General features: G+C 66.1%; 18 protein-coding genes. 8 read left to right on the top strand and 10 right to left on the bottom strand.

Going from position 1 to position 16,321, the window contains the following annotated elements; translation table 11 throughout:
• Positions 1-60: 60 nt before the first annotated feature.
• On the top strand, positions 61-1,344 hold the full coding sequence (locus tag AB2U09_RS20115) for a TIGR00341 family protein (RefSeq protein ID WP_459194531.1): 1,284 nt from the start codon (positions 61-63) through the stop codon (positions 1,342-1,344).
• Positions 1,345-1,484: 140 nt separating this feature from the next.
• The gene (locus AB2U09_RS20110; RefSeq protein ID WP_459194530.1) at positions 1,485-2,246 is read left to right on the top strand and encodes an SIMPL domain-containing protein; all 762 of its coding nucleotides are present in this window, start codon (positions 1,485-1,487) and stop codon (positions 2,244-2,246) included.
• A gap of 321 nt (positions 2,247-2,567) precedes the next feature.
• On the opposite strand, the gene AB2U09_RS20105 is transcribed toward AB2U09_RS20110, so the two are convergent.
• The gene (locus AB2U09_RS20105; protein ID WP_459194529.1) at positions 2,568-3,575 is read right to left on the bottom strand and encodes an NOG1 family protein; all 1,008 of its coding nucleotides are present in this window, start codon (positions 3,573-3,575) and stop codon (positions 2,568-2,570) included.
• 134 nt (positions 3,576-3,709) lie between these two features.
• Between AB2U09_RS20105 and AB2U09_RS20100 the strand changes: the two genes are divergently transcribed.
• Both AB2U09_RS20100 and AB2U09_RS20095 read left to right on the top strand, forming a co-directional pair.
• On the top strand, positions 3,710-4,075 hold the full coding sequence (locus AB2U09_RS20100; RefSeq protein WP_459194528.1) for a DUF5518 domain-containing protein: 366 nt from the start codon (positions 3,710-3,712) through the stop codon (positions 4,073-4,075).
• A gap of 62 nt (positions 4,076-4,137) precedes the next feature.
• Positions 4,138-4,455, top strand: coding sequence for an ASCH domain-containing protein (locus AB2U09_RS20095; RefSeq protein WP_459194527.1), 318 nt, complete (start codon positions 4,138-4,140; stop codon positions 4,453-4,455).
• Here the strand turns inward: AB2U09_RS20095 and hisE are convergent, their stop codons facing one another.
• From hisE to pdxT, 3 genes are all read right to left on the bottom strand, one after another.
• Positions 4,456-4,743: a phosphoribosyl-ATP diphosphatase gene (gene hisE / locus AB2U09_RS20090; protein ID WP_459194526.1), complete on the bottom strand. Its 288-nt coding sequence runs from the start codon at positions 4,741-4,743 to the stop codon at positions 4,456-4,458.
• A gap of 107 nt (positions 4,744-4,850) precedes the next feature.
• The gene (locus tag AB2U09_RS20085) at positions 4,851-5,156 is read right to left on the bottom strand and encodes an SHOCT domain-containing protein (RefSeq protein ID WP_459194525.1); all 306 of its coding nucleotides are present in this window, start codon (positions 5,154-5,156) and stop codon (positions 4,851-4,853) included.
• 193 nt (positions 5,157-5,349) lie between these two features.
• Positions 5,350-5,961 (bottom strand): pyridoxal 5'-phosphate synthase glutaminase subunit PdxT, encoded by a 612-nt coding sequence (pdxT, locus tag AB2U09_RS20080; RefSeq protein WP_459194524.1) that lies wholly within the window; start codon positions 5,959-5,961, stop codon positions 5,350-5,352.
• 371 nt (positions 5,962-6,332) lie between these two features.
• On the opposite strand from pdxT, the gene AB2U09_RS20075 reads away from it, so the two are divergent.
• Entirely contained in the window at positions 6,333-7,361 is a 1,029-nt protein-coding gene (locus AB2U09_RS20075; RefSeq protein WP_459194523.1) for a PrsW family intramembrane metalloprotease, read from the top strand.
• Between the two features lie 21 nt (positions 7,362-7,382).
• Here the strand turns inward: AB2U09_RS20075 and AB2U09_RS20070 are convergent, their stop codons facing one another.
• Complete coding sequence (locus AB2U09_RS20070; protein ID WP_459194522.1) at positions 7,383-8,039, bottom strand: riboflavin synthase; 657 nt, start codon at positions 8,037-8,039, stop codon at positions 7,383-7,385.
• A gap of 121 nt (positions 8,040-8,160) precedes the next feature.
• On the opposite strand from AB2U09_RS20070, the gene AB2U09_RS20065 reads away from it, so the two are divergent.
• Entirely contained in the window at positions 8,161-8,409 is a 249-nt protein-coding gene (locus AB2U09_RS20065) for a DUF7533 family protein (protein ID WP_459194521.1), read from the top strand.
• A 157-nt stretch (positions 8,410-8,566) separates the two neighbouring features.
• On the top strand, positions 8,567-10,456 hold the full coding sequence (locus tag AB2U09_RS20060; protein WP_459194520.1) for a flippase activity-associated protein Agl23: 1,890 nt from the start codon (positions 8,567-8,569) through the stop codon (positions 10,454-10,456).
• Positions 10,457-10,516: 60 nt separating this feature from the next.
• Here the strand turns inward: AB2U09_RS20060 and AB2U09_RS20055 are convergent, their stop codons facing one another.
• The 3 genes from AB2U09_RS20055 to AB2U09_RS20045 form a co-directional block, all read right to left on the bottom strand.
• Entirely contained in the window at positions 10,517-11,407 is an 891-nt protein-coding gene (locus tag AB2U09_RS20055) for a ketopantoate reductase family protein (RefSeq protein WP_459194519.1), read from the bottom strand.
• A 6-nt stretch (positions 11,408-11,413) separates the two neighbouring features.
• Positions 11,414-11,710, bottom strand: a complete 297-nt coding sequence (locus AB2U09_RS20050; RefSeq protein WP_459194518.1) for a DUF7130 family rubredoxin-like protein — start codon at positions 11,708-11,710, stop codon at positions 11,414-11,416.
• 172 nt (positions 11,711-11,882) lie between these two features.
• Complete coding sequence (locus AB2U09_RS20045; RefSeq protein WP_459194517.1) at positions 11,883-12,488, bottom strand: DUF7504 family protein; 606 nt, start codon at positions 12,486-12,488, stop codon at positions 11,883-11,885.
• A 246-nt stretch (positions 12,489-12,734) separates the two neighbouring features.
• Between AB2U09_RS20045 and AB2U09_RS20040 the strand changes: the two genes are divergently transcribed.
• A complete protein-coding gene (locus AB2U09_RS20040; RefSeq protein WP_459194516.1) occupies positions 12,735-12,875 on the top strand; it encodes a DUF7503 family protein in 141 nt (46 codons plus the stop codon).
• Between the two features lie 2 nt (positions 12,876-12,877).
• Here the strand turns inward: AB2U09_RS20040 and AB2U09_RS20035 are convergent, their stop codons facing one another.
• Both AB2U09_RS20035 and metX read right to left on the bottom strand, forming a co-directional pair.
• The gene (locus AB2U09_RS20035; RefSeq protein WP_459194515.1) at positions 12,878-14,995 is read right to left on the bottom strand and encodes a hypothetical protein; all 2,118 of its coding nucleotides are present in this window, start codon (positions 14,993-14,995) and stop codon (positions 12,878-12,880) included.
• Between the two features lie 111 nt (positions 14,996-15,106).
• Positions 15,107-16,318, bottom strand: a complete 1,212-nt coding sequence (metX, locus tag AB2U09_RS20030) for a homoserine O-acetyltransferase MetX (RefSeq protein WP_459194514.1) — start codon at positions 16,316-16,318, stop codon at positions 15,107-15,109.
• Positions 16,319-16,321: the final 3 nt, after the last annotated feature.

Here is a 16,321-nt window from a genome sequence, read left to right as displayed (position 1 = left end):
GATCGACGCCCGGAGGGGCAGACCCCAGCATATTTGCCGTTGCTGGTTCATCCGTGGGACGTGCGTCTCGTCCAGATCACGATCCCGACCGGCAAGCGGGAAGCGGTAACCCGCGCGCTCGACGACGAGGACGTCGACTACATCGTCACGGACGAGACCAGCGAGCGATCCTACGCCGCCGTGGCCTACGTCCCGCTCCCGACGAACGCGGTCGAGCCGGTGCTGGATACCCTCCGGACGGCCGGCATCGACGAGAGCACCTACACCGTCGTGCTGGACGCCGAGACGGTCGTCTCCAGGGACTTCGAGGCGCTCGAGGAGCGATTCGCCGAGGAGGAAGACACCGACCGGATCGCCCGCGAGGAACTCGTCACGGCCGCCGAGGACCTCCTCATGGCGATGCCGACCTACATCGTGATGACGGTCGTCAGCGCCGTCATCGCGACCGCGGGCCTGCTACTGAACTCGCCGGCGGTCGTCGTCGGCTCGATGGTGATCGCGCCGCTCATCGGCCCCGCGATGGCCGCGAGCGTCGGGACTGTCGTCGTCGACAACGAACTGTTCGCGGAGGGCGTCAAACTCCAGGCCATCGGTGTCGTCGTCTCCGTCGCGGCCGCGGCCGTCTTCGCGTGGATCGTCAAGACCGTCCACCTGATCCCGCCCTACACCGACGTGACCGCGATCCCGCAGGTCCGCAGTCGGCTCTATCCCGATTTCCTCTCGCTCGTGGTCGCGCTGGGTGCGGGCGTCGCGGGGTCGCTGTCGCTGACGGCGGGCGTCTCCTCGGCGCTCGTGGGCGTGATGATCGCCGTCGCGCTCATCCCGCCGGCGGCCACCGTCGGCATCGGTATCGCGTGGGGCAAGCCGATCGTCACCTTCGGGTCCAGCGTCCTCGTGCTGGTGAACCTGCTGTCGATCAATCTCGCCGCACTGGTCATCCTCCGCTACAGCGGCTACCGGCCGACCGACTGGTTCCAGCTCGACACGGCCCGCGGGGCGACTATCCGCCGCGTGGCCGTCCTCGTCGCCGCCATCGTCATGCTGTCGGTGTTCCTCGGCGGCGTCACCTACGACTCCTTCCGCGGCGCGACGACCGAAGAGCGCATCCAGGACGCGACCACCGACGCCATCAACGCGTCGGCGACGAACGCCGAACTGATCTCTCTGGAGGTCAACCGGAGCAGCAACTTCCTGCTGCACCACCCCGTGGCTATCACTGTGGAGATCGGCGTCGAGGACCAGGAGTACCCGCGGATGGCCGACCCCATCGACCGCGCCGTCGAGCGCGAGATCGACCGCGAAGTCGAGACCCACGTCAGATACGTCGTCGTCGACTCCGCGTGACAGCCGTCCGTCACTCGATCTCGAAACGACGGCTCCGAACGAGCCCGTCTGACGGGCGTCAGACGCCCGATTTCGATCCTTCAAAGACGCGTTTGAGTTAACCTGATCTCTATTTGATAGCGGGTCGTCGGGACGGACGCATGAACTCACGAGCCACGATCGCTGGCGTCGCCGTCGTCGCGGCGCTTCTGGTAACCGCGGGCGCCGCTGCGGCGTTCACGTCCGGCGGCGCGCCGGTCCAGGCACAGCAGCCCGCCGAGCAGGACAGCATGAGCAACACGATCACCGTCGGCGCCTCCGGGCAGGTCCAGACCCAGGCCGACCGCGCGGTGGTCAACCTCGGGATCGTCGCGACCGGTGACAACATCGAGACGGTCCGCGAACAGCTCTCGAGCAATGCCAGCCAGATGCGCACCGCCCTGAACGAGATGGGCGTCGACAGCAGCCAGATCCGCACGGGCTACTACGACATCTCGACCAACCGCCGCTACGGCGGCGGCGAGTCCGAACAGCCCGAGTACCGCGCCGTCCACTCGTTCGCCATCACGGTCGAGGACCCCGACAGCGTCGGTGAGGTCATCGACACCGCCGTGACCAACGGCGCCAACGAGGTCGACGGCGTCGAGTTCACCCTCTCGGCGGACAAGCGCGAGGAACTCCGCCAGGAGGCCCTCGACAAGGCGATGGACACGGCCCGCGGTGAGGCCAGCACGATCGCCTCCGCCGAGGATCTGAGCATCAACGGCGTCGACCGCGTCTCCACCACGGAGTACCACTCCCGGACGTACTCCGTCGAGACCGCCGCGATGGCCGGCGACGCCAGTGGCGGCACCTCCATCGACAGCGGCCCGGTGACGGTCAGCGCCTCGGTCAACGTCGTCTACGAGACGAGTTCCGAGTGACCGAGCGGTCGAAACGAACCGTCCCCGCCCCCGCTGCCGTTCGGCCCGGTCCCCGTTGACGGCCCTCCCGAGACCCCGCTGCGGCCCGTCCGGAGTCCCCGCTGACGCCATCGAGTTGGTCCCCGCTGGCGCTTCTTTCCGGTCTCCACTGACGCCATCGAGTTGGTCCCCGCTGCGCTCCGCGCTCCATTCTCTGACGCTCCCCGCCGTTTCGACCCCTACTGTCTCGACGCTTCGCCGGTACTCCGGACGTTCCGGTCGCTACGCCGGACCTGTTCTCTCATTCGTCGAGTTCCGCAGACAGAAGATCGGCGCGGGCGGCTACTGCCCGTCGTAGGGCAGTTCCGGCTCGTAGTCGACGGCCTCGACGGCGGCGTCGAGCACGCCGTCGACGTTGTCGTCCTCGGTGACGCTCATGTACAGGTCGGCCTCGACGTCCCGCGAGCGGTCGGACTTGTTGCAGACGGTGAGGACCGGCACGTCGAAGCGGGCCTCGATGTCGTCGCGGAGCGCCAGTTGCAGGTCGAGCGGGTAGCCGCACTCCTCGCTGGCGTCGACGAGGACGAGGACGGCGTCGGCGAGGTGCTCGACGGCGCTCGCGGCCTGTGCCTCCACGTCGTTGCGCTCCTCGGGCGCGCGGTCGAGCAGGCCCGGGGTGTCGACGATCTGGTAGCGGATGTGGCCGTCGTCGAAGTGACCGACCCGAATTTCCGTCGTGGTGAACGGGTACGAGGCCGTCTCGTTGCGAGCGTTCGTCACCGCGTTGACGAATGTGGACTTGCCGACGTTGGGGTAGCCGGCGACGACGATGGTCGGCTCGTCGGGGCGGATGTCGGGCAGGGTTTTCAGATCGTCTCGCGCGGCGCCGACCGCGGCGAGGTCGTCCTCCACTTCCTCGACCACGTCGGCGATGCGGGCGAACGCCTGCTTGCGGAGCTTGCGGGCGGTGTCGATGTCGCCGGTGGCGATCCGGCCCTGGTACTCGTCGCGGATCTCGGAGGTCTTCTGGCTCGCCCAGTTGATCTCCGAGAGGTGCTGGCGGACGGCGTCGATGCCGCCGATGTCGGGGGCGTCCTCGCCAGTGGTGTTCGACGCGATGACGGCGTCGGCCAGTTCCTCGTAGAACGGGTCCAGATCGTCGAAGTCGGGCCAGGCGGTGACGACGTTCTCCAGGTTGTCGGAGGCGATATTAGAAGCGGTCTGCAGCATCGACAGGGGGGCGTCGTGGCCGCTCTTGGCCCGCCCCGCGCGCGCGGCCCGCGAAAACGCCTTGTCCACCAGCTCCTCGGCGGTTGGCGTCGTCGGCAGGTCCTCGAACGGTTGGCTCATTGCCCCCCGATACACGGCCGGCGCGTAAAAGGCCGTTTACTCGCGGCGAGTACGCCGCTCACGTGGCACGCCGGTCCGCCTGCTGGCGTATCCCTGCGGGACGCCTATCAGGCCCGGCGGTGTACGCCCGTGGTATGACCGACTGGAGCGCCGTCGTCTGGGGATTCGTCGCCGGCATCGTCGCCGGAATCGCCGCCTTCCTCGTCCCGGTGGTCGGCCACATCGGTGCCGGCCTGATCGCGGGGTTCGTCGCCGGCTACCTCGCCGGCGGCGACCTCGGTCGCGGTCTCTGGCACGGCCTGCTCGCCGGAGCGCTCGGCGGTATCGTCCTCGTCGTCCTCACAGCGCCCATCGCGAGCCTGCTCGGCGGGGCACTCGGCGGTCCGATCGGCGGCGTCTTCGGCGGGCTCGGCGTGCTCGTCGTCGGCGTCGTCATCGCGTTCGTGTTCGCGCTCGACAGCGCCGTCGGCGGCGCCATCGGGGCGCTCCTCGCCGACTGACCGGCCGCACTGGGTTCTCCCGCCGGAGTCACGCTTTTCCCGGTCCCGTCCCGACTCTCGGTATGGCGCAGATCGACGCGAGCGACCTCCTGCCGAACGGGCACGTCCAGCAACTGGCCGCCGACGGAGCGATCACCCAGATGCACCGCGGACACGAGTACGCCGACGAGGGCGACACCTTCGAGATCGACGGTCGGACGTTCGAAGTGACCGACGTGACCCGACGGACGCTCGGCGACCTCACCGACGAGGACGCACAGCGCGAGGGGTCGGAGGATCTGGACGCGTACCGCGAGCGGCTGAACCGCGTCCACGACGAGTTCGAGTGGGACGACGACAGCGAAGTCGTCCGCCACCGCTTCGAGCCGCGAGAACAGTAGTTACCGTCGCTCGGCCAGCTCGTCTCGCAGGTCCGCGAGATCCATGTCCTTCATCGCGAGCAGGACGAGCAGGTGGTAGACGATGTCGGCGGACTCGTGGGCGATCTCCTCGCGGTCGTCGTCTTTGGCGGCGAGCAGTAGTTCCGTGCTCTCCTCGCCGAGCTTCTCCAGCACGGCGTTCTCGCCTTTCTCGTGGTCGAACAGCGAGGCAGTGTAGGAGTCCTCGGGGAGGTTCTGCTTGCGGTCCTCGATGACGGCGAACAGCTCGTCGAGCACGTCGTCGGTCATTACACGGCCCGTCGACGCGCTCCGGTAAGTCCCCTCGGGTTCGCGCTCGCGGGGTGCGCGGGAGGACCGACGATCACTGACGACCCGACAGCGAGGGCACTGCGGCGTCAGGACCGCGTCCGGTGGAGGAGCTTCGCCCGCCGTTCGTCGAACTCCTCCTCGTCGATCTCGCCGCGGGCGTACCGTCGTTCGAGCGTGATCACCGGATCTGTCGGCTCGCTCGGGTTCCGATTGTCTGTCCGCGTGGCGAGCAAGTACAGTCCCGCCGTGAAGAGACCGATCCAGAGGGCGATCCACAGCAGGCCCCAGGGGGCGGCGAATTCCATTCCGCCGCCCCCGAACGGTCCCATCGCGCCGCCGTGTGGTCCGTGATGCGGTCCCGTCTGGAGCAGTAGTGTGATCGTGTCGGTCATGGCGGTCACCTCACGTGTAGACAGAGACGGGCTACGGATTTATCTCAGACGGGAATTGTCACGGGCTGGGAACGGCCGCGGTCCCGTAACTCGCAGTGTCGCGATTCGCTTCCCACGACCTGCGCTTGCGCACCTGGCCGCTTCGGCGAGATGGCCCCGCTCTTCGACGCCGCGTACCGCGTTCACGGCCTCGCTAATCGAGGCTGCTCCCCGTGGTCGCCGCCTCGCTCTCGAAGAACGCCAGGTCGTGGATCCGGTAGTCGTCGGTCAGTTCCGGGTGGAACGAGGTCCCGACGACGGGACCGTCCCGCACCGCGACGGCGCGGCCGTCCCACTCGGCGAGCACCTCGGCGTCGTCCACCGAGTCGATGAGCGGCGCGCGGATGAACACGGCGGGGAACGGCTCGTCGAGGCCGGTCACGTCCAGCGGGGCCTCGAAGCTGTCCGCCTGTCGACCGAAGGCGTTGCGCTCGACGGTCACGTCGATGAGATCGAGGGAAGTGACTCGATCGTCGTTCGGGTCGGCCGAGGCGACGATGAGCCCGGCGCACGTCGCGAGAACCGGCTTGCCGGCTTCGACGTGGTCGACGATCTCGGGCGCGATGCCCTCGCGCTGGAGGTGTCGGGAGATGGCCGTCGACTCGCCGCCGGGGAGCAACAGCAGGTCGCAGTCCGGCACGACGCCGGACTGGCGGATCTCGACGACCTCCGTCGACTCGTCGTGGCTGGCCGCGGCTCGTCGGATGGCATCGGCGTGTTCGCTCACGTCGCCCTGAACGGCGACGACGCCCGCCCTGATGGTCATACCCCTCGCTACCGGACGCGGCGCGAAAAACCTCTCGCTCCCCGCAGGAATTCCAGCGACCGGCCGTCCATCGGCGGTCGCCGGCAGTCGGTCGTGACCGCGACCGCGTTCAGTCGTCCGCCGATTCCGCCGCCGTCTCGTCGTCTTCGTCCTCGTCTGTGGGCGGCGCGGAGTAGAGCATCCCGCGGCTCGCGCTGACTCGTGTCATTACCCGTGAGTCGCCGACTCACACTGATAACCATACCCCTGAATGGGATATGAGGTGTTAACCCACACCTAGAGGATATAAGGTCTGCCGTTCGCCGCGGACGGCGCGTGACGCGCGGAGTACGGCCCAACTGTTAGGCCAGGGGAAGCCCAACGAGTGAACCATGTCAGACAGTCGGGATCCGGTCGAGGCGCGCGCGGAGAAGGGGCGCGACCTCTACGAGGTGTCGACGTGGGAGCCGCGAACGCTGTTCGACAAACTGTCGGTCGGCCTCTACTCGGCCGGCGTCTCGGCGGCGCGGCTGTTCGTCGTCCTCGTCGCGCTGGCGATCCTCGTCTTCCAGTTCGCACTCGGTGGCCTCGGCGCCATCACCGACCAACCGATCATCAGCGTGTTCGTTCTGCTGTCCGCCGTCCCGGCGTTGGGCCTCGCGGCCTACGTCTGGTACGCCGACGTGACGACCCAGGAACCGCTCGAACTGCTCGTCGGGACGTTCGTCCTCGGCGTGCTGTTCGCCGGGTTCGCCGGCATCCTCAACGGCATCGCCGACTGGGGCATCCAGTCGCTGGGGCTGACCGCCGGCATCGTCGGGTTCGTCTTCCAGGTCCTCTTTTTCTTCGTCGTCGTCGGGCCGGTCGAGGAGACGGTGAAACTGCTCGCGGTGTGGCTGTACCCCTACCGAAAGCCCCAGTTCGACGCCGTCGTGGACGGCGCGGTCTACGGCGCGATGGCCGGACTGGGCTTCGCGACTATCGAGAACGCCATCTACATCTCCGGCCAGACGCAGGGAATCGCCGACCCCCTGGGTCTGATCGCGACGGGCAGCGCCATCTCGGCCGTTCGCGCGCTCGCTGGCCCGGGCCACGTCATCTACTCCGCGTTCGCGGGCTACTACCTCGGGCTCGCGAAGTTCAACCGCGAGAACGCCGGTCCCATCGTGGTGAAGGGGCTGCTCATCGCCGCGCTCGTCCACGCGACCTACAACACGCTGTCGAGCGTCGTCCCGGCGATCGTCGCCAACCTCACCGGGATCCCCTGGTTCGTCGCCTTCCTCGGGTTCATCATCGTCTACGACGGGATCTTCGGGCTCCTCCTCATCCGGAAGATATCGAAGTATCGGAAGGCCTACCACGAGACCCACGACGACGGCCCCGGCGGGCAGAGCCCCGAACTCACCGAGTTCGACGGCTGAAAGGGCACTGCCGCGATGCGACTACCGGAACTCACCGAGCGCCTCGCGCACGGCGCCCACGTCGGCGCCGGCCTCGGCGTCGCGGTCGGCCAGTCCGAGCATCCGCTCGACGTACTTCGCGAAGACGTCCACCTCGACGTGGACTTCCTCGCCCGGTTCCTTCTCGGAGAGCGTCGTCTCGTGATAGGTGGTCGGGATGATCGCTACCGAGAACGTCCCGGCAGCCTCGTCGAGTGACGCGACCGTCAGGCTGATCCCGTCGAGGGCGATCGACCCCTTCTCGACGACGTACTGCGCCAGACCCGGGGGCAACTCGAAGGTGTACGCCCAGTCTTCGCCCACCCGTTCGATGTCGACGATCTCCGTCGTCCCGTCGACGTGCCCCTGTACGACGTGTCCGTCGAAGCGCTCGTCAGCCGCGAGCGCGCGCTCCAGGTTGACCTCCTGACCCTCGACGACGGAATCGAAGGTCGTCCGGTCGAGCGTCTCGGCGGCCAGGAACACCGAGAACCACTCGCCCGGTTCCTGCTCCTCGACGGTGAGGCAGGCCCCGTCGACGCTGACGCTCTGTCCGCCCTCCAGCCCGGAGAAGCCCGTCCCGATCCGGAGCCGTCGGCCGGCGTCCGTGTCCTCGATCCCGACGATCTCGCCCGTCTCCTCGACGATCCCGGTGAACATACGCGACGGTTGGGAACTTCGTCACAAAAGGATTATCGTCCCCAGATGTGGGACGTTCGCGGCCTGACAGCGACCGGGGAGAGCCGCGAGGCTTTTGCCGGTCGGGGCGGTACCCGGGGCTATGGCGCGGAGCATCCTCGGACTCGTCGGGCTGGGAGCGACGCTCGTGTTGGCGATCCCGGTGGCCATGCTCGGGTTCGACTACCTCGTGATCCAAGACGGGAAGACGGCGACCGGTGCCGCGCTACTCATCGCTGCGGGGCTGATGATCGCCATCGAGGAGTACGTCACGACGCCCGGCGACCTGACGGGTGTCGTCCTCGATAAGACGGTCGGCACCGTCGCGAAGTCGCCGGACGACGACGAGTAGGAGCGCTGGAGACGAGGGCGACTATCGATTATTCGCGAGCGGGAAGGCGCCGATGCAGTCGCCGGGGTCCGCTGCTTCGGCAGACACCGCTCACCTTCGCGGTACCCCGATGGGAAAGATCCAAGCGTTAAAATTGTGAGGACGTGACACGGCGGATATGCGCCGCTCCGACTCCGAGTCAGCCGCCGGCGACGACGCCAGTGACGCCCCGGACGCGTCCGAGCCCTCCCCCGACGCCGACCCGCCCGAGGACTCCGATCGCCCCGAATCCGATCCCGACGGCGATAGATCCACGCTGTTGAGCCGCTTCGACGAGGCGACCCGCTGGGTGCTCGGCCTCGTGGTCGCCGGGCTCGTCGTCCGGCTCGTCCTCCTCGCCGATCGCGTCGCACACTACGACGAGGGGCGAGTCGCCTGGTGGGCCGATTACTTCCTCGACACCGGCCAGTTCGAGTACCGCTACATCATCCACGGCCCGCTCGTCCAGCACGTCAACAAGTTCGTCTTCGATTTCCTCGGCGCTAACGACTTCACGATGCGGCTGTTCGTCGCCGTCGTCGGCGCCCTGCTGCCGCTGTCCGCGCTCCTCTTCCGCGAGCACCTCGACCGCGACGAGATCGTGGGCGTGGCCTTCTTCCTCTCGCTGTGTCCACTGCTCGTGTACTACTCGCGCTTTTTCCGGAGCACGCTGCTCGCGGCCGGGTTCGCCTTCGTCGCCTTCGGCCTGCTCGTCCGCGCCTACGACGAGCGGGCCGTCCGCTACGTCTACGGCGCGGTGGTCTTCATCGCGCTCGCGTTCACCGCGAAGGAGAACACCGCGGTGTACCTGCTGGTGTGGACCGGCGCGACGGCTCTGCTGGTCGACCAGCTGCTCTTCCGGACGGGCGACGACCGGTCGGGCTTCGAGTGGCTCCGCGAGCGCTACGCGGCGTTCGACCGCCGACCGCTGGCGGAGTACGTCGCCGACTTCATCTGGCACTTCGCCGTGGCGACCGTCCTCTTCCTCGGAGTCACGCTGTACTTCTACGCGCCGCGGGAACCGACGTCGTCGGCGGTCGGGTTCTGGCAGGCCGTCACGAATCCGACCCTGTTCCCCGAACTGTTCGACCGGACGCTCGACGACGTCGTCGAGGGGTACAGTTACTGGTTCGGGGGAACGACCGACGCCGGCTGCCGGAAGGACAACGTCATCGACGCCTACCTCTGCTTCCTCGGACAGGAGGTCCACGCGATGGCCCAGGCGGCGTTCGCCCTCACGGCGATGGCCGTCGTCGGCTTCATCGCCGAGCGCTGGGGGCGCGCCCGCTCGCGTGGCGTCGTCCTCTTCTGCGCCTACTGGGGCTTTGTCTCGGTCATCGGGTACCCGCTCGGGACGGACATCGCCAACGCCTGGATCGCAGTCAACGCGCTCGTCCCGCTGGCTGTCCCGGCCGGCGTCGGCATCGCGCTCGTGGTCGACCGCGCGCGCGACTCGCTCCACACCGGCTCGGTCCGCTTCGGCATAACCGCGTTCGTCCTCTTGCTGATCGGCGGCTACATGGCCGTCTCGATGGCCGGCGGCGTGTACCTCGACCCGGCGAGCGACGACAACGAACTCGTCCAGTACGCACAGCCCGCCGACGACTTCCGGCCGTCGATGCAAGTGCTCGAAGAACACGCCGCCGACCACGAGGGGACGGACGTGCTCTTCGTCGGATCGACCTACGTCCGTGACAGCCCGCGGCGAAAAGGACTTGATCCCAACTGTTCGCAGATCAAAAACACCCTCCCCTTGCAGTGGTACGTCGAAATCTACGGCGGCGAAGGCGACTGCATTCAAGATCCCGAGGAAGCCGTCGGACAACTGCAAGGGGAACCCCTCGATCCGCTCGTCGTCATCGCGCCCAACTCGCTCCAGAGCGATCTGAACCCCGCACTAGAGGGGTACGACAGCGAGGTCCACCGCCTGCGGAGGTACGGTAGCGAAGCCGTCTTCTACGTTGACCAGTCCCCGGAGACTGGAGGGACTGCCGGGAACACGACAGCACCGCAACCAGCGGGCGATTAGTCGCTAGCGCGTCCGCAACGCTTCTCACCTATTCTGTGACCGCGCCGCAGAACGTCTCCGCTATCGCAGCCCGCAATCGCGCTCCCACGCCCGAAGCAAGGCAGTCAGCGTCTCGTTGACCGGGACCGGGACCTCGGCGCGATCGACGACAGCGCCGTTTATCGCGTCAACCTCGGTCCGCTCGCCGGCGTCCACGTCCTGTAGCATCGACGATCGGTTGGCGGCCGTCGCGTCGGCGACCCGCTCGACTGCGCTCGCAGCCTCCTCGTCGGAGAGGTCGATCCCTCGTCCGCGGGCGACGGTGGCCGTCTCGATGGCGGCCTGCCGGGCCGGACCGCGAGCCGGTCCATCGCCGAGCGCGCCGTTCTCGACGCGGGCGAGCGCCGTCACGGCATTGATCCCTGCGTTGACCGCGAGTTTCTTCCAGAGGCGACGCGGCATGTCCGCGGCGACCGTCGTCTCGACACCGGCCGCGTCGAACGCTGCCCCCACTCGGTCCGCCAACGCGGAGTCACCACCGCCAGGAGGACCGAGCACGACCTCGCCGCGACCAGTACACTCGACGCGACCGGGTCCGCGCAACCGCGCGCCGTACGTACACGTCCCCGCCAGAACCGGAACCGCTAGCGTGTCGACCAGTCGCTCCTCGTTTCCGAGCCCGTTCTGTAGCGAGAGTACACCGTCGAGAGCGACGCCCGCGAGCGCGTCGGCGGCCGCCCCCGTGTCGAACGCCTTCACCGTCACGACGGCGAGGTCGAACCGACCGTCGGGGACAGCCGTCGTCGCTGCCGGATCGACGTGTTCCGAGGTACACCCGTCGATGCGGAGCCCGTCGCTACTGACGCGTTCGGCGTGGGGATCACGGCCGACCAGTGTGACGTCGTGCGCCCGTGCGAGTAAGCCACCGACGAGACTCCCGAGGCTGCCGGCCCCGAAGACGAGAACGTCCACAGGGGGTCAGTCTTCGATCCAGTAGTAGATCTCTTCGCGCGCGGCGCCGCAGCTGGGGCACTCCTCGGGGAGTTCTTCCATGTCGCCCATCTCACCGCACTCCCAGCAGCGCCACATCAGTTCCGCCTCGCCGGTCTCGGCGCTGGTCGCGAGATGCTGGCCCGACAGCGCCCCGATCCCGTCGTCGGTCGTCACGTAAAATCCGTGCTCGTCGAACCCGCGGACGGTTCCCAGCCGGTTCCCCTCGTCGTCGAAGACCTTCTGTCCGAACCCGATCTCGGTCTCCTCGTCCGTCTCGCTCATACCGGATCTTCTCACGATGGCCGCATAAAAGTACGTGTCAGCACCGCTATCAGTCGTCACGTTCATCGCTCCAGCGTCCGCGCCTCCGAGCGCCATCAGGTACCGTCCCGAAGTCACGTCCCGCGAGTCGTCGGGAGCGTAGCAAGGCTCAACCCGTAGTTCTGCGAGTTCGTCATCGATCGGTGACCGACGCACGGGCTCCGTTACACTCGACGACCGCATCGCAGAGGATACGGAACGTCTCTACGGACGTCTGATCGTGGGCGTCGGGGTCGAGATGGAAGAAGACGACGCCGTTCACCTGTCTGGTCACTTCGCCCAGCGTGTATACGAACTTGAACGCCGTCGATTCGTCGACGTGCCGGAGGACGCCGGTCAGCGAATGGACTGCGACGGCGATCTCGTCGCCCGCCTCGTCCGCACGTTCGAGTACGTCGCTGATCCGACGGCCCACCCCCTCCAGATCGGTCGGATCGGAGACGCGTTCGACCGTCGCTTCGGATACGTCGCCACCCGTGTTCACCGTCGAGCGCGTGTCCTCGTCGACGTCGACGCAGGTGACCGGCATCGTCGCGGATACCGGCTTGCGCTCCCACTGCGCGAGCCACTCGGATGCCGACCGACCGATGGTCACCGCCGCCGCGCGGTCGATCTGTTCGTCGATACGCCGGAACGCCCGTACACACGCATCTACCGAACGGTTCTGTGCGCTGGGCACCAACAGCAAGACGGTCGTCGTGTCCTCGAAACTGGTGTCTCTATCGACTCCTACGGTCATCTCGCTCCCCCACGAACCCCTGTCGTCATTGCTATGCCAACAACGGATCGGATCGACAATGAATTTTATTATTCTCTGACATCCTATTGACTATCGAACCGATAGATAGGCGCTATGAGATCAGCGCACTCATGGCCTGAAGGTGGGTTTTCTAATCTCTCTCGTGTATACTGATAATACAACGGTTAATTTATCTCTAATTTTTAGATAAATTCAATCACATACGCGATAAATAAATTGGTGGCTATGAGCCAAGAATCAACGCGACTCCGCGAATTCCTCGAAGAGAACCCCAAATGGATCGGCGTCATGTTCAGTGCCCTGTTGCTGCTCTCGCAGGCTGGCTCTGCGGCGGCTGCGAACGGTACTTCGATGACCGGCCCCTGAGTTTAGAGGTTAGTTAGTTCCTTACTCCAGCGAAGTGAGTCCTCGATCTCAACGGGGATGTCCTGTTTGTGTAAGAATTCAAGGGTGTCTGATTTGCCTAGCGTATACGTTCTCATTTGACCAGAGTTGATACAGAAAGAGGTAACTCCCTCGATCTGTGGAAGAAACATCGTCCCCATTGGAACTGACAGTGTCGGGTATCCGAATAGCGATAAGTCATACTGGTTCGAACTCTTCTCTTCAACGATGGCTTTGTTCGGTGTCCCCGATCGGTTTTCCACGATAGAGGCACTGGCGTCGCCGACCACGAGATAGTGATGTCCAATCTGTTCGTACTCCTTGATGATCGAAACCGTCGCTGCGAGCGAGAATCCCTGGTTGAGTAGCTTTGCGACGGTCCGTCCGACAGAGGTGGCGGCCTCGTTGACGATGTCCGTTACTGTCGCGATGCCGGCCATAGCTCCTGAATCGACGAGACCCCGTCCCTGCTCGTAGGAGTCGCAGGCGTTGAGGAGGAAGGCGCTGACATTCACTTCCGAGAGGTGGCGCGTGTCAAGGTAGCCGTCCGTACAGCGGATCCCCTCGTCGTCGACGTGGCCGATGTAGTGCAGGAAGTCGATATCCGACTCCAGCACCTCGCGCATCTCCATCGCCGTCAACTGGTCCTTGAAGGAGATATCGAACTCCACCCAGTCGCGGGTTCCGTAGATGTCCGAGACGATGTTCTCGTCGGTCATTTCCTCATCGTTGCAGACGACTGCGACCTCGATCTGGGGATCAGTGGTCGGTTCGAACGAGAGGCGACGGTAGTAGGCGTCGACGGTCATCTTGCTCGCCCCGACGGGCAGCCCGTCGCCGATATACGCTTGCTCGATGCTATCGGCTGGTTCGGGACGGAAGATATCGGTCTCTGTCGTCGATGCGGACGACCGGGTCGAGCGCGCCTGCGTGCTCCGGCGAAGCGCCTGCGGGTTGTTTCGGAAGAACGACTCGACCTGTTCGGAGAGGTCTTCCAGCGCCTCGTCGTCTCCGAGCACTGCACCGGGACAGCGGACGATGGCAAGTTCGTTCGCGAGGAACGGGAGTGCACTGACGTACTCGGCGTGCGGTCGTACGTCCGCGGTCAGTTTCCACTTTGGAACGATGTCTGCGAGCGTGTCGTACGGAATTTCGAGGTACGCCCAGAGCTGTTCCGGCAGCGATCGCTCGTACAGGTCCGCGAAGTCGATATCGACTCGGTCCTCTACCTCGGTGCGCTCGTGAAGGTCGACCTGATAGTACCCTTCCGTTCTGGTGACGCAGTCCAGCAGGAGTACCTGTTTGAGGGTTTGAGCGACTGCGCTTTCGAATCCGTCGTCACCGTCCAGCGGGTACGACCATTCGTCGGTGACGATCCGGGGCGACGGACCAGACTGTAGGGTCGCCCCGAGGTAGTAGACGAGCGGGACGACGGGGTAGATGAATTCCTCGATCGGCGGGACTTCTATCGTAACGCCAGTGTCAGGCGATTCGATCTCTTCGGGGATCGAGAGTTCGTCGCCAAGTTCGACGAGCGGGGGGTGACCGCGTAACGACGGGAACGAGCGCTCACAACTCGTCGTTTTCAGCGCCGACCCGAGCGTCGAAAGCGCGGCCATGAGATCCTCTGGATCCTCGGTTGTCGTTACGGTCGCGGCGGGCTGTTCGTGGACTGAGCGCGCGCCGACGTGCAGGTGGTTCGTTTCTGAGAGTGAGAGACGAACGCAGTCTTCGAGTGAGGTGACTGCGATCCCACCGTCGATTGCGAGCTGAAGTTTGACCTGCGTCGTCGCCAACTCGACGTTGTATCGAGCGGGCGGGAGGGTCACGGACTTCTTATCGTTCACCTCTGCGACGATGTTACCTTCATGGTCCCGGATCCAGATACCGACGAAATACGGTGTCTCGACAGTGTCGGTTCGGATCGTCGCGGCAGTGTCGGCAGGGAAATAGAATCGATCGGTATCGCAGTCGGATATCTTGGGCTGGTCGGGCGTGAGCAGGGAAAACTGCGTCTCCTGGATCGGGTCGACGATCTGCGCGCCGTCGCGGCTCGGATGCGGGCGGATCTGCGGTCTCGTCGCGTCCAGGTCGATTGTCATGCTATGGAGGCTCCTCCTCGTGGGGTCGCGGCGTCCCCTGTGCCCGTCCCCCGGAACGAGTATCCGAGCAAACGAAGTCGGGAGAAAAAAGCTTGTTGGCCGTTAAACTCGTCAATCAGAGAACAGGCTCGTGTGTACGGGGGCGAACGACGGGTCGTCGTCCTCGGGGGGCTCGTCCGTGTCGGTGACGGCCGTCCCGTCGACGCCGTCGGCGAGGAAATCGGCGAGCGGCGGGCCGACGTTCTCCGGTTCGACGAGGAACGCGTCGTGGCCGTGGTCGGACTCGACGACGTGATGGGCCGAGCGGACGTCCGCCGCGCGTAGCGAGTCGGCCAGCTCCTCGGCTTGCGTCGGGGTGAAGTGCCAGTCACCGGTGAACGACATGACGAGCGCCTCGCCCTCGAAGGCCGCGAGCGCGTCCTCGTCGGACTCGAAGCCCGCCGAGAGGTCGTAGTTGTCCATCGCGCGGGTGAGATAGAGGTACGAGTTGGCGTCGAAGCGCTCGACGAACGACTCGGCGTTGTAGTCGAGGTACGACTCCACGTCCCGGTAGGGGAAGAAGCCGGCCGCCGGGTCGGTCGGGAACGACCGCGCGGCGTCACGACCGGCCGCGCGGCGGCTGAACTTCTGCTCCATCGAGGCCTTCGAGAGGTACATGACGTGGCCGATCTGGCGGGCGAGCGCGAGTCCGTCGTCGGGGCTCGGACCGTCGCCGTAGTAGTCGCCGCCCTGCCAGTCGTCGTCGGTCGTGATAGCCCGGCGGGCGATGGCGTCGAGAGCGAGACACTGCACGTCGAGGCGCGCGGCCGCGGCGATGGGGGCGATGCGCTCGACGTGGTCGGGGTGCTGTTTCGCCCACTCGAGGACGTTCATGCCACCGACGCTGCCGCCGACGACCGCGTGGAGGTGCGGGATCCCGAGTTCGTCGAGGAGTCGGCGCTGGGCGTTCGTCCAGTCGGTCACGGTGACCGCGGGGAAGTCGGTCCCGTAGGGCTCGCCGGTCTCGGGGTTCTCGCTGGCAGGGCCAGTGGTGCCGTAGCAGGAGCCGGGAACGTTCGCACAGATCGCGTAGTACTCGCGGGTGTCGATGGCCTTGCCCGGGCCGACGATGTCGTCCCACCAGGCGCGGGCCTGGCCGTCCGTCTCGTGGTCGGGGTGGCGGCCGGCGACGTGGGCGCTCCCGGTCAGCGCGTGACAGACGAGGACGGCGTTGTCGCCGGTGAACTCGCCGTAGGCCTCGTAGGAAACCTCGAGTTCGGGGATCGAGCGGCCGCACTCGAACTCGAACTCACCGATCGAGACCGAATCGCGTTCGATCTCCATCGC

This window comes from Halosimplex yunnanense (assembly GCF_054504345.1).
This window is presented reverse-complemented; position numbering and strand designations above follow the sequence as displayed.

What these genes read in the sequence shown, in the direction of transcription:
- AB2U09_RS20075 (WP_459194523.1), top strand. Translation starts at nt 6,333, where the DNA reads ATGTCAGACAGTCGGGATCCGGTCGAGGCGCGCGCGGAGAAGGGGCGC.
- AB2U09_RS20040 (WP_459194516.1), top strand. Translation starts at nt 12,735, where the DNA reads ATGAGCCAAGAATCAACGCGACTCCGCGAATTCCTCGAAGAGAACCCC.
- AB2U09_RS20085 (WP_459194525.1), bottom strand. Translation starts at nt 5,156, where the DNA reads ATGACCGACACGATCACACTACTGCTCCAGACGGGACCGCATCACGGA.
- AB2U09_RS20110 (WP_459194530.1), top strand. Translation starts at nt 1,485, where the DNA reads ATGAACTCACGAGCCACGATCGCTGGCGTCGCCGTCGTCGCGGCGCTT.
- AB2U09_RS20060 (WP_459194520.1), top strand. Translation starts at nt 8,567, where the DNA reads ATGCGCCGCTCCGACTCCGAGTCAGCCGCCGGCGACGACGCCAGTGAC.
- metX (WP_459194514.1), bottom strand. Translation starts at nt 16,318, where the DNA reads ATGGAGATCGAACGCGATTCGGTCTCGATCGGTGAGTTCGAGTTCGAG.
- pdxT (WP_459194524.1), bottom strand. Translation starts at nt 5,961, where the DNA reads ATGACCATCAGGGCGGGCGTCGTCGCCGTTCAGGGCGACGTGAGCGAA.
- AB2U09_RS20050 (WP_459194518.1), bottom strand. Translation starts at nt 11,710, where the DNA reads ATGAGCGAGACGGACGAGGAGACCGAGATCGGGTTCGGACAGAAGGTC.
- AB2U09_RS20065 (WP_459194521.1), top strand. Translation starts at nt 8,161, where the DNA reads ATGGCGCGGAGCATCCTCGGACTCGTCGGGCTGGGAGCGACGCTCGTG.
- AB2U09_RS20070 (WP_459194522.1), bottom strand. Translation starts at nt 8,039, where the DNA reads ATGTTCACCGGGATCGTCGAGGAGACGGGCGAGATCGTCGGGATCGAG.
- AB2U09_RS20045 (WP_459194517.1), bottom strand. Translation starts at nt 12,488, where the DNA reads ATGACCGTAGGAGTCGATAGAGACACCAGTTTCGAGGACACGACGACC.
- hisE (WP_459194526.1), bottom strand. Translation starts at nt 4,743, where the DNA reads ATGACCGACGACGTGCTCGACGAGCTGTTCGCCGTCATCGAGGACCGC.
- AB2U09_RS20105 (WP_459194529.1), bottom strand. Translation starts at nt 3,575, where the DNA reads ATGAGCCAACCGTTCGAGGACCTGCCGACGACGCCAACCGCCGAGGAG.
- AB2U09_RS20095 (WP_459194527.1), top strand. Translation starts at nt 4,138, where the DNA reads ATGGCGCAGATCGACGCGAGCGACCTCCTGCCGAACGGGCACGTCCAG.
- AB2U09_RS20100 (WP_459194528.1), top strand. Translation starts at nt 3,710, where the DNA reads ATGACCGACTGGAGCGCCGTCGTCTGGGGATTCGTCGCCGGCATCGTC.
- AB2U09_RS20035 (WP_459194515.1), bottom strand. Translation starts at nt 14,995, where the DNA reads ATGACAATCGACCTGGACGCGACGAGACCGCAGATCCGCCCGCATCCG.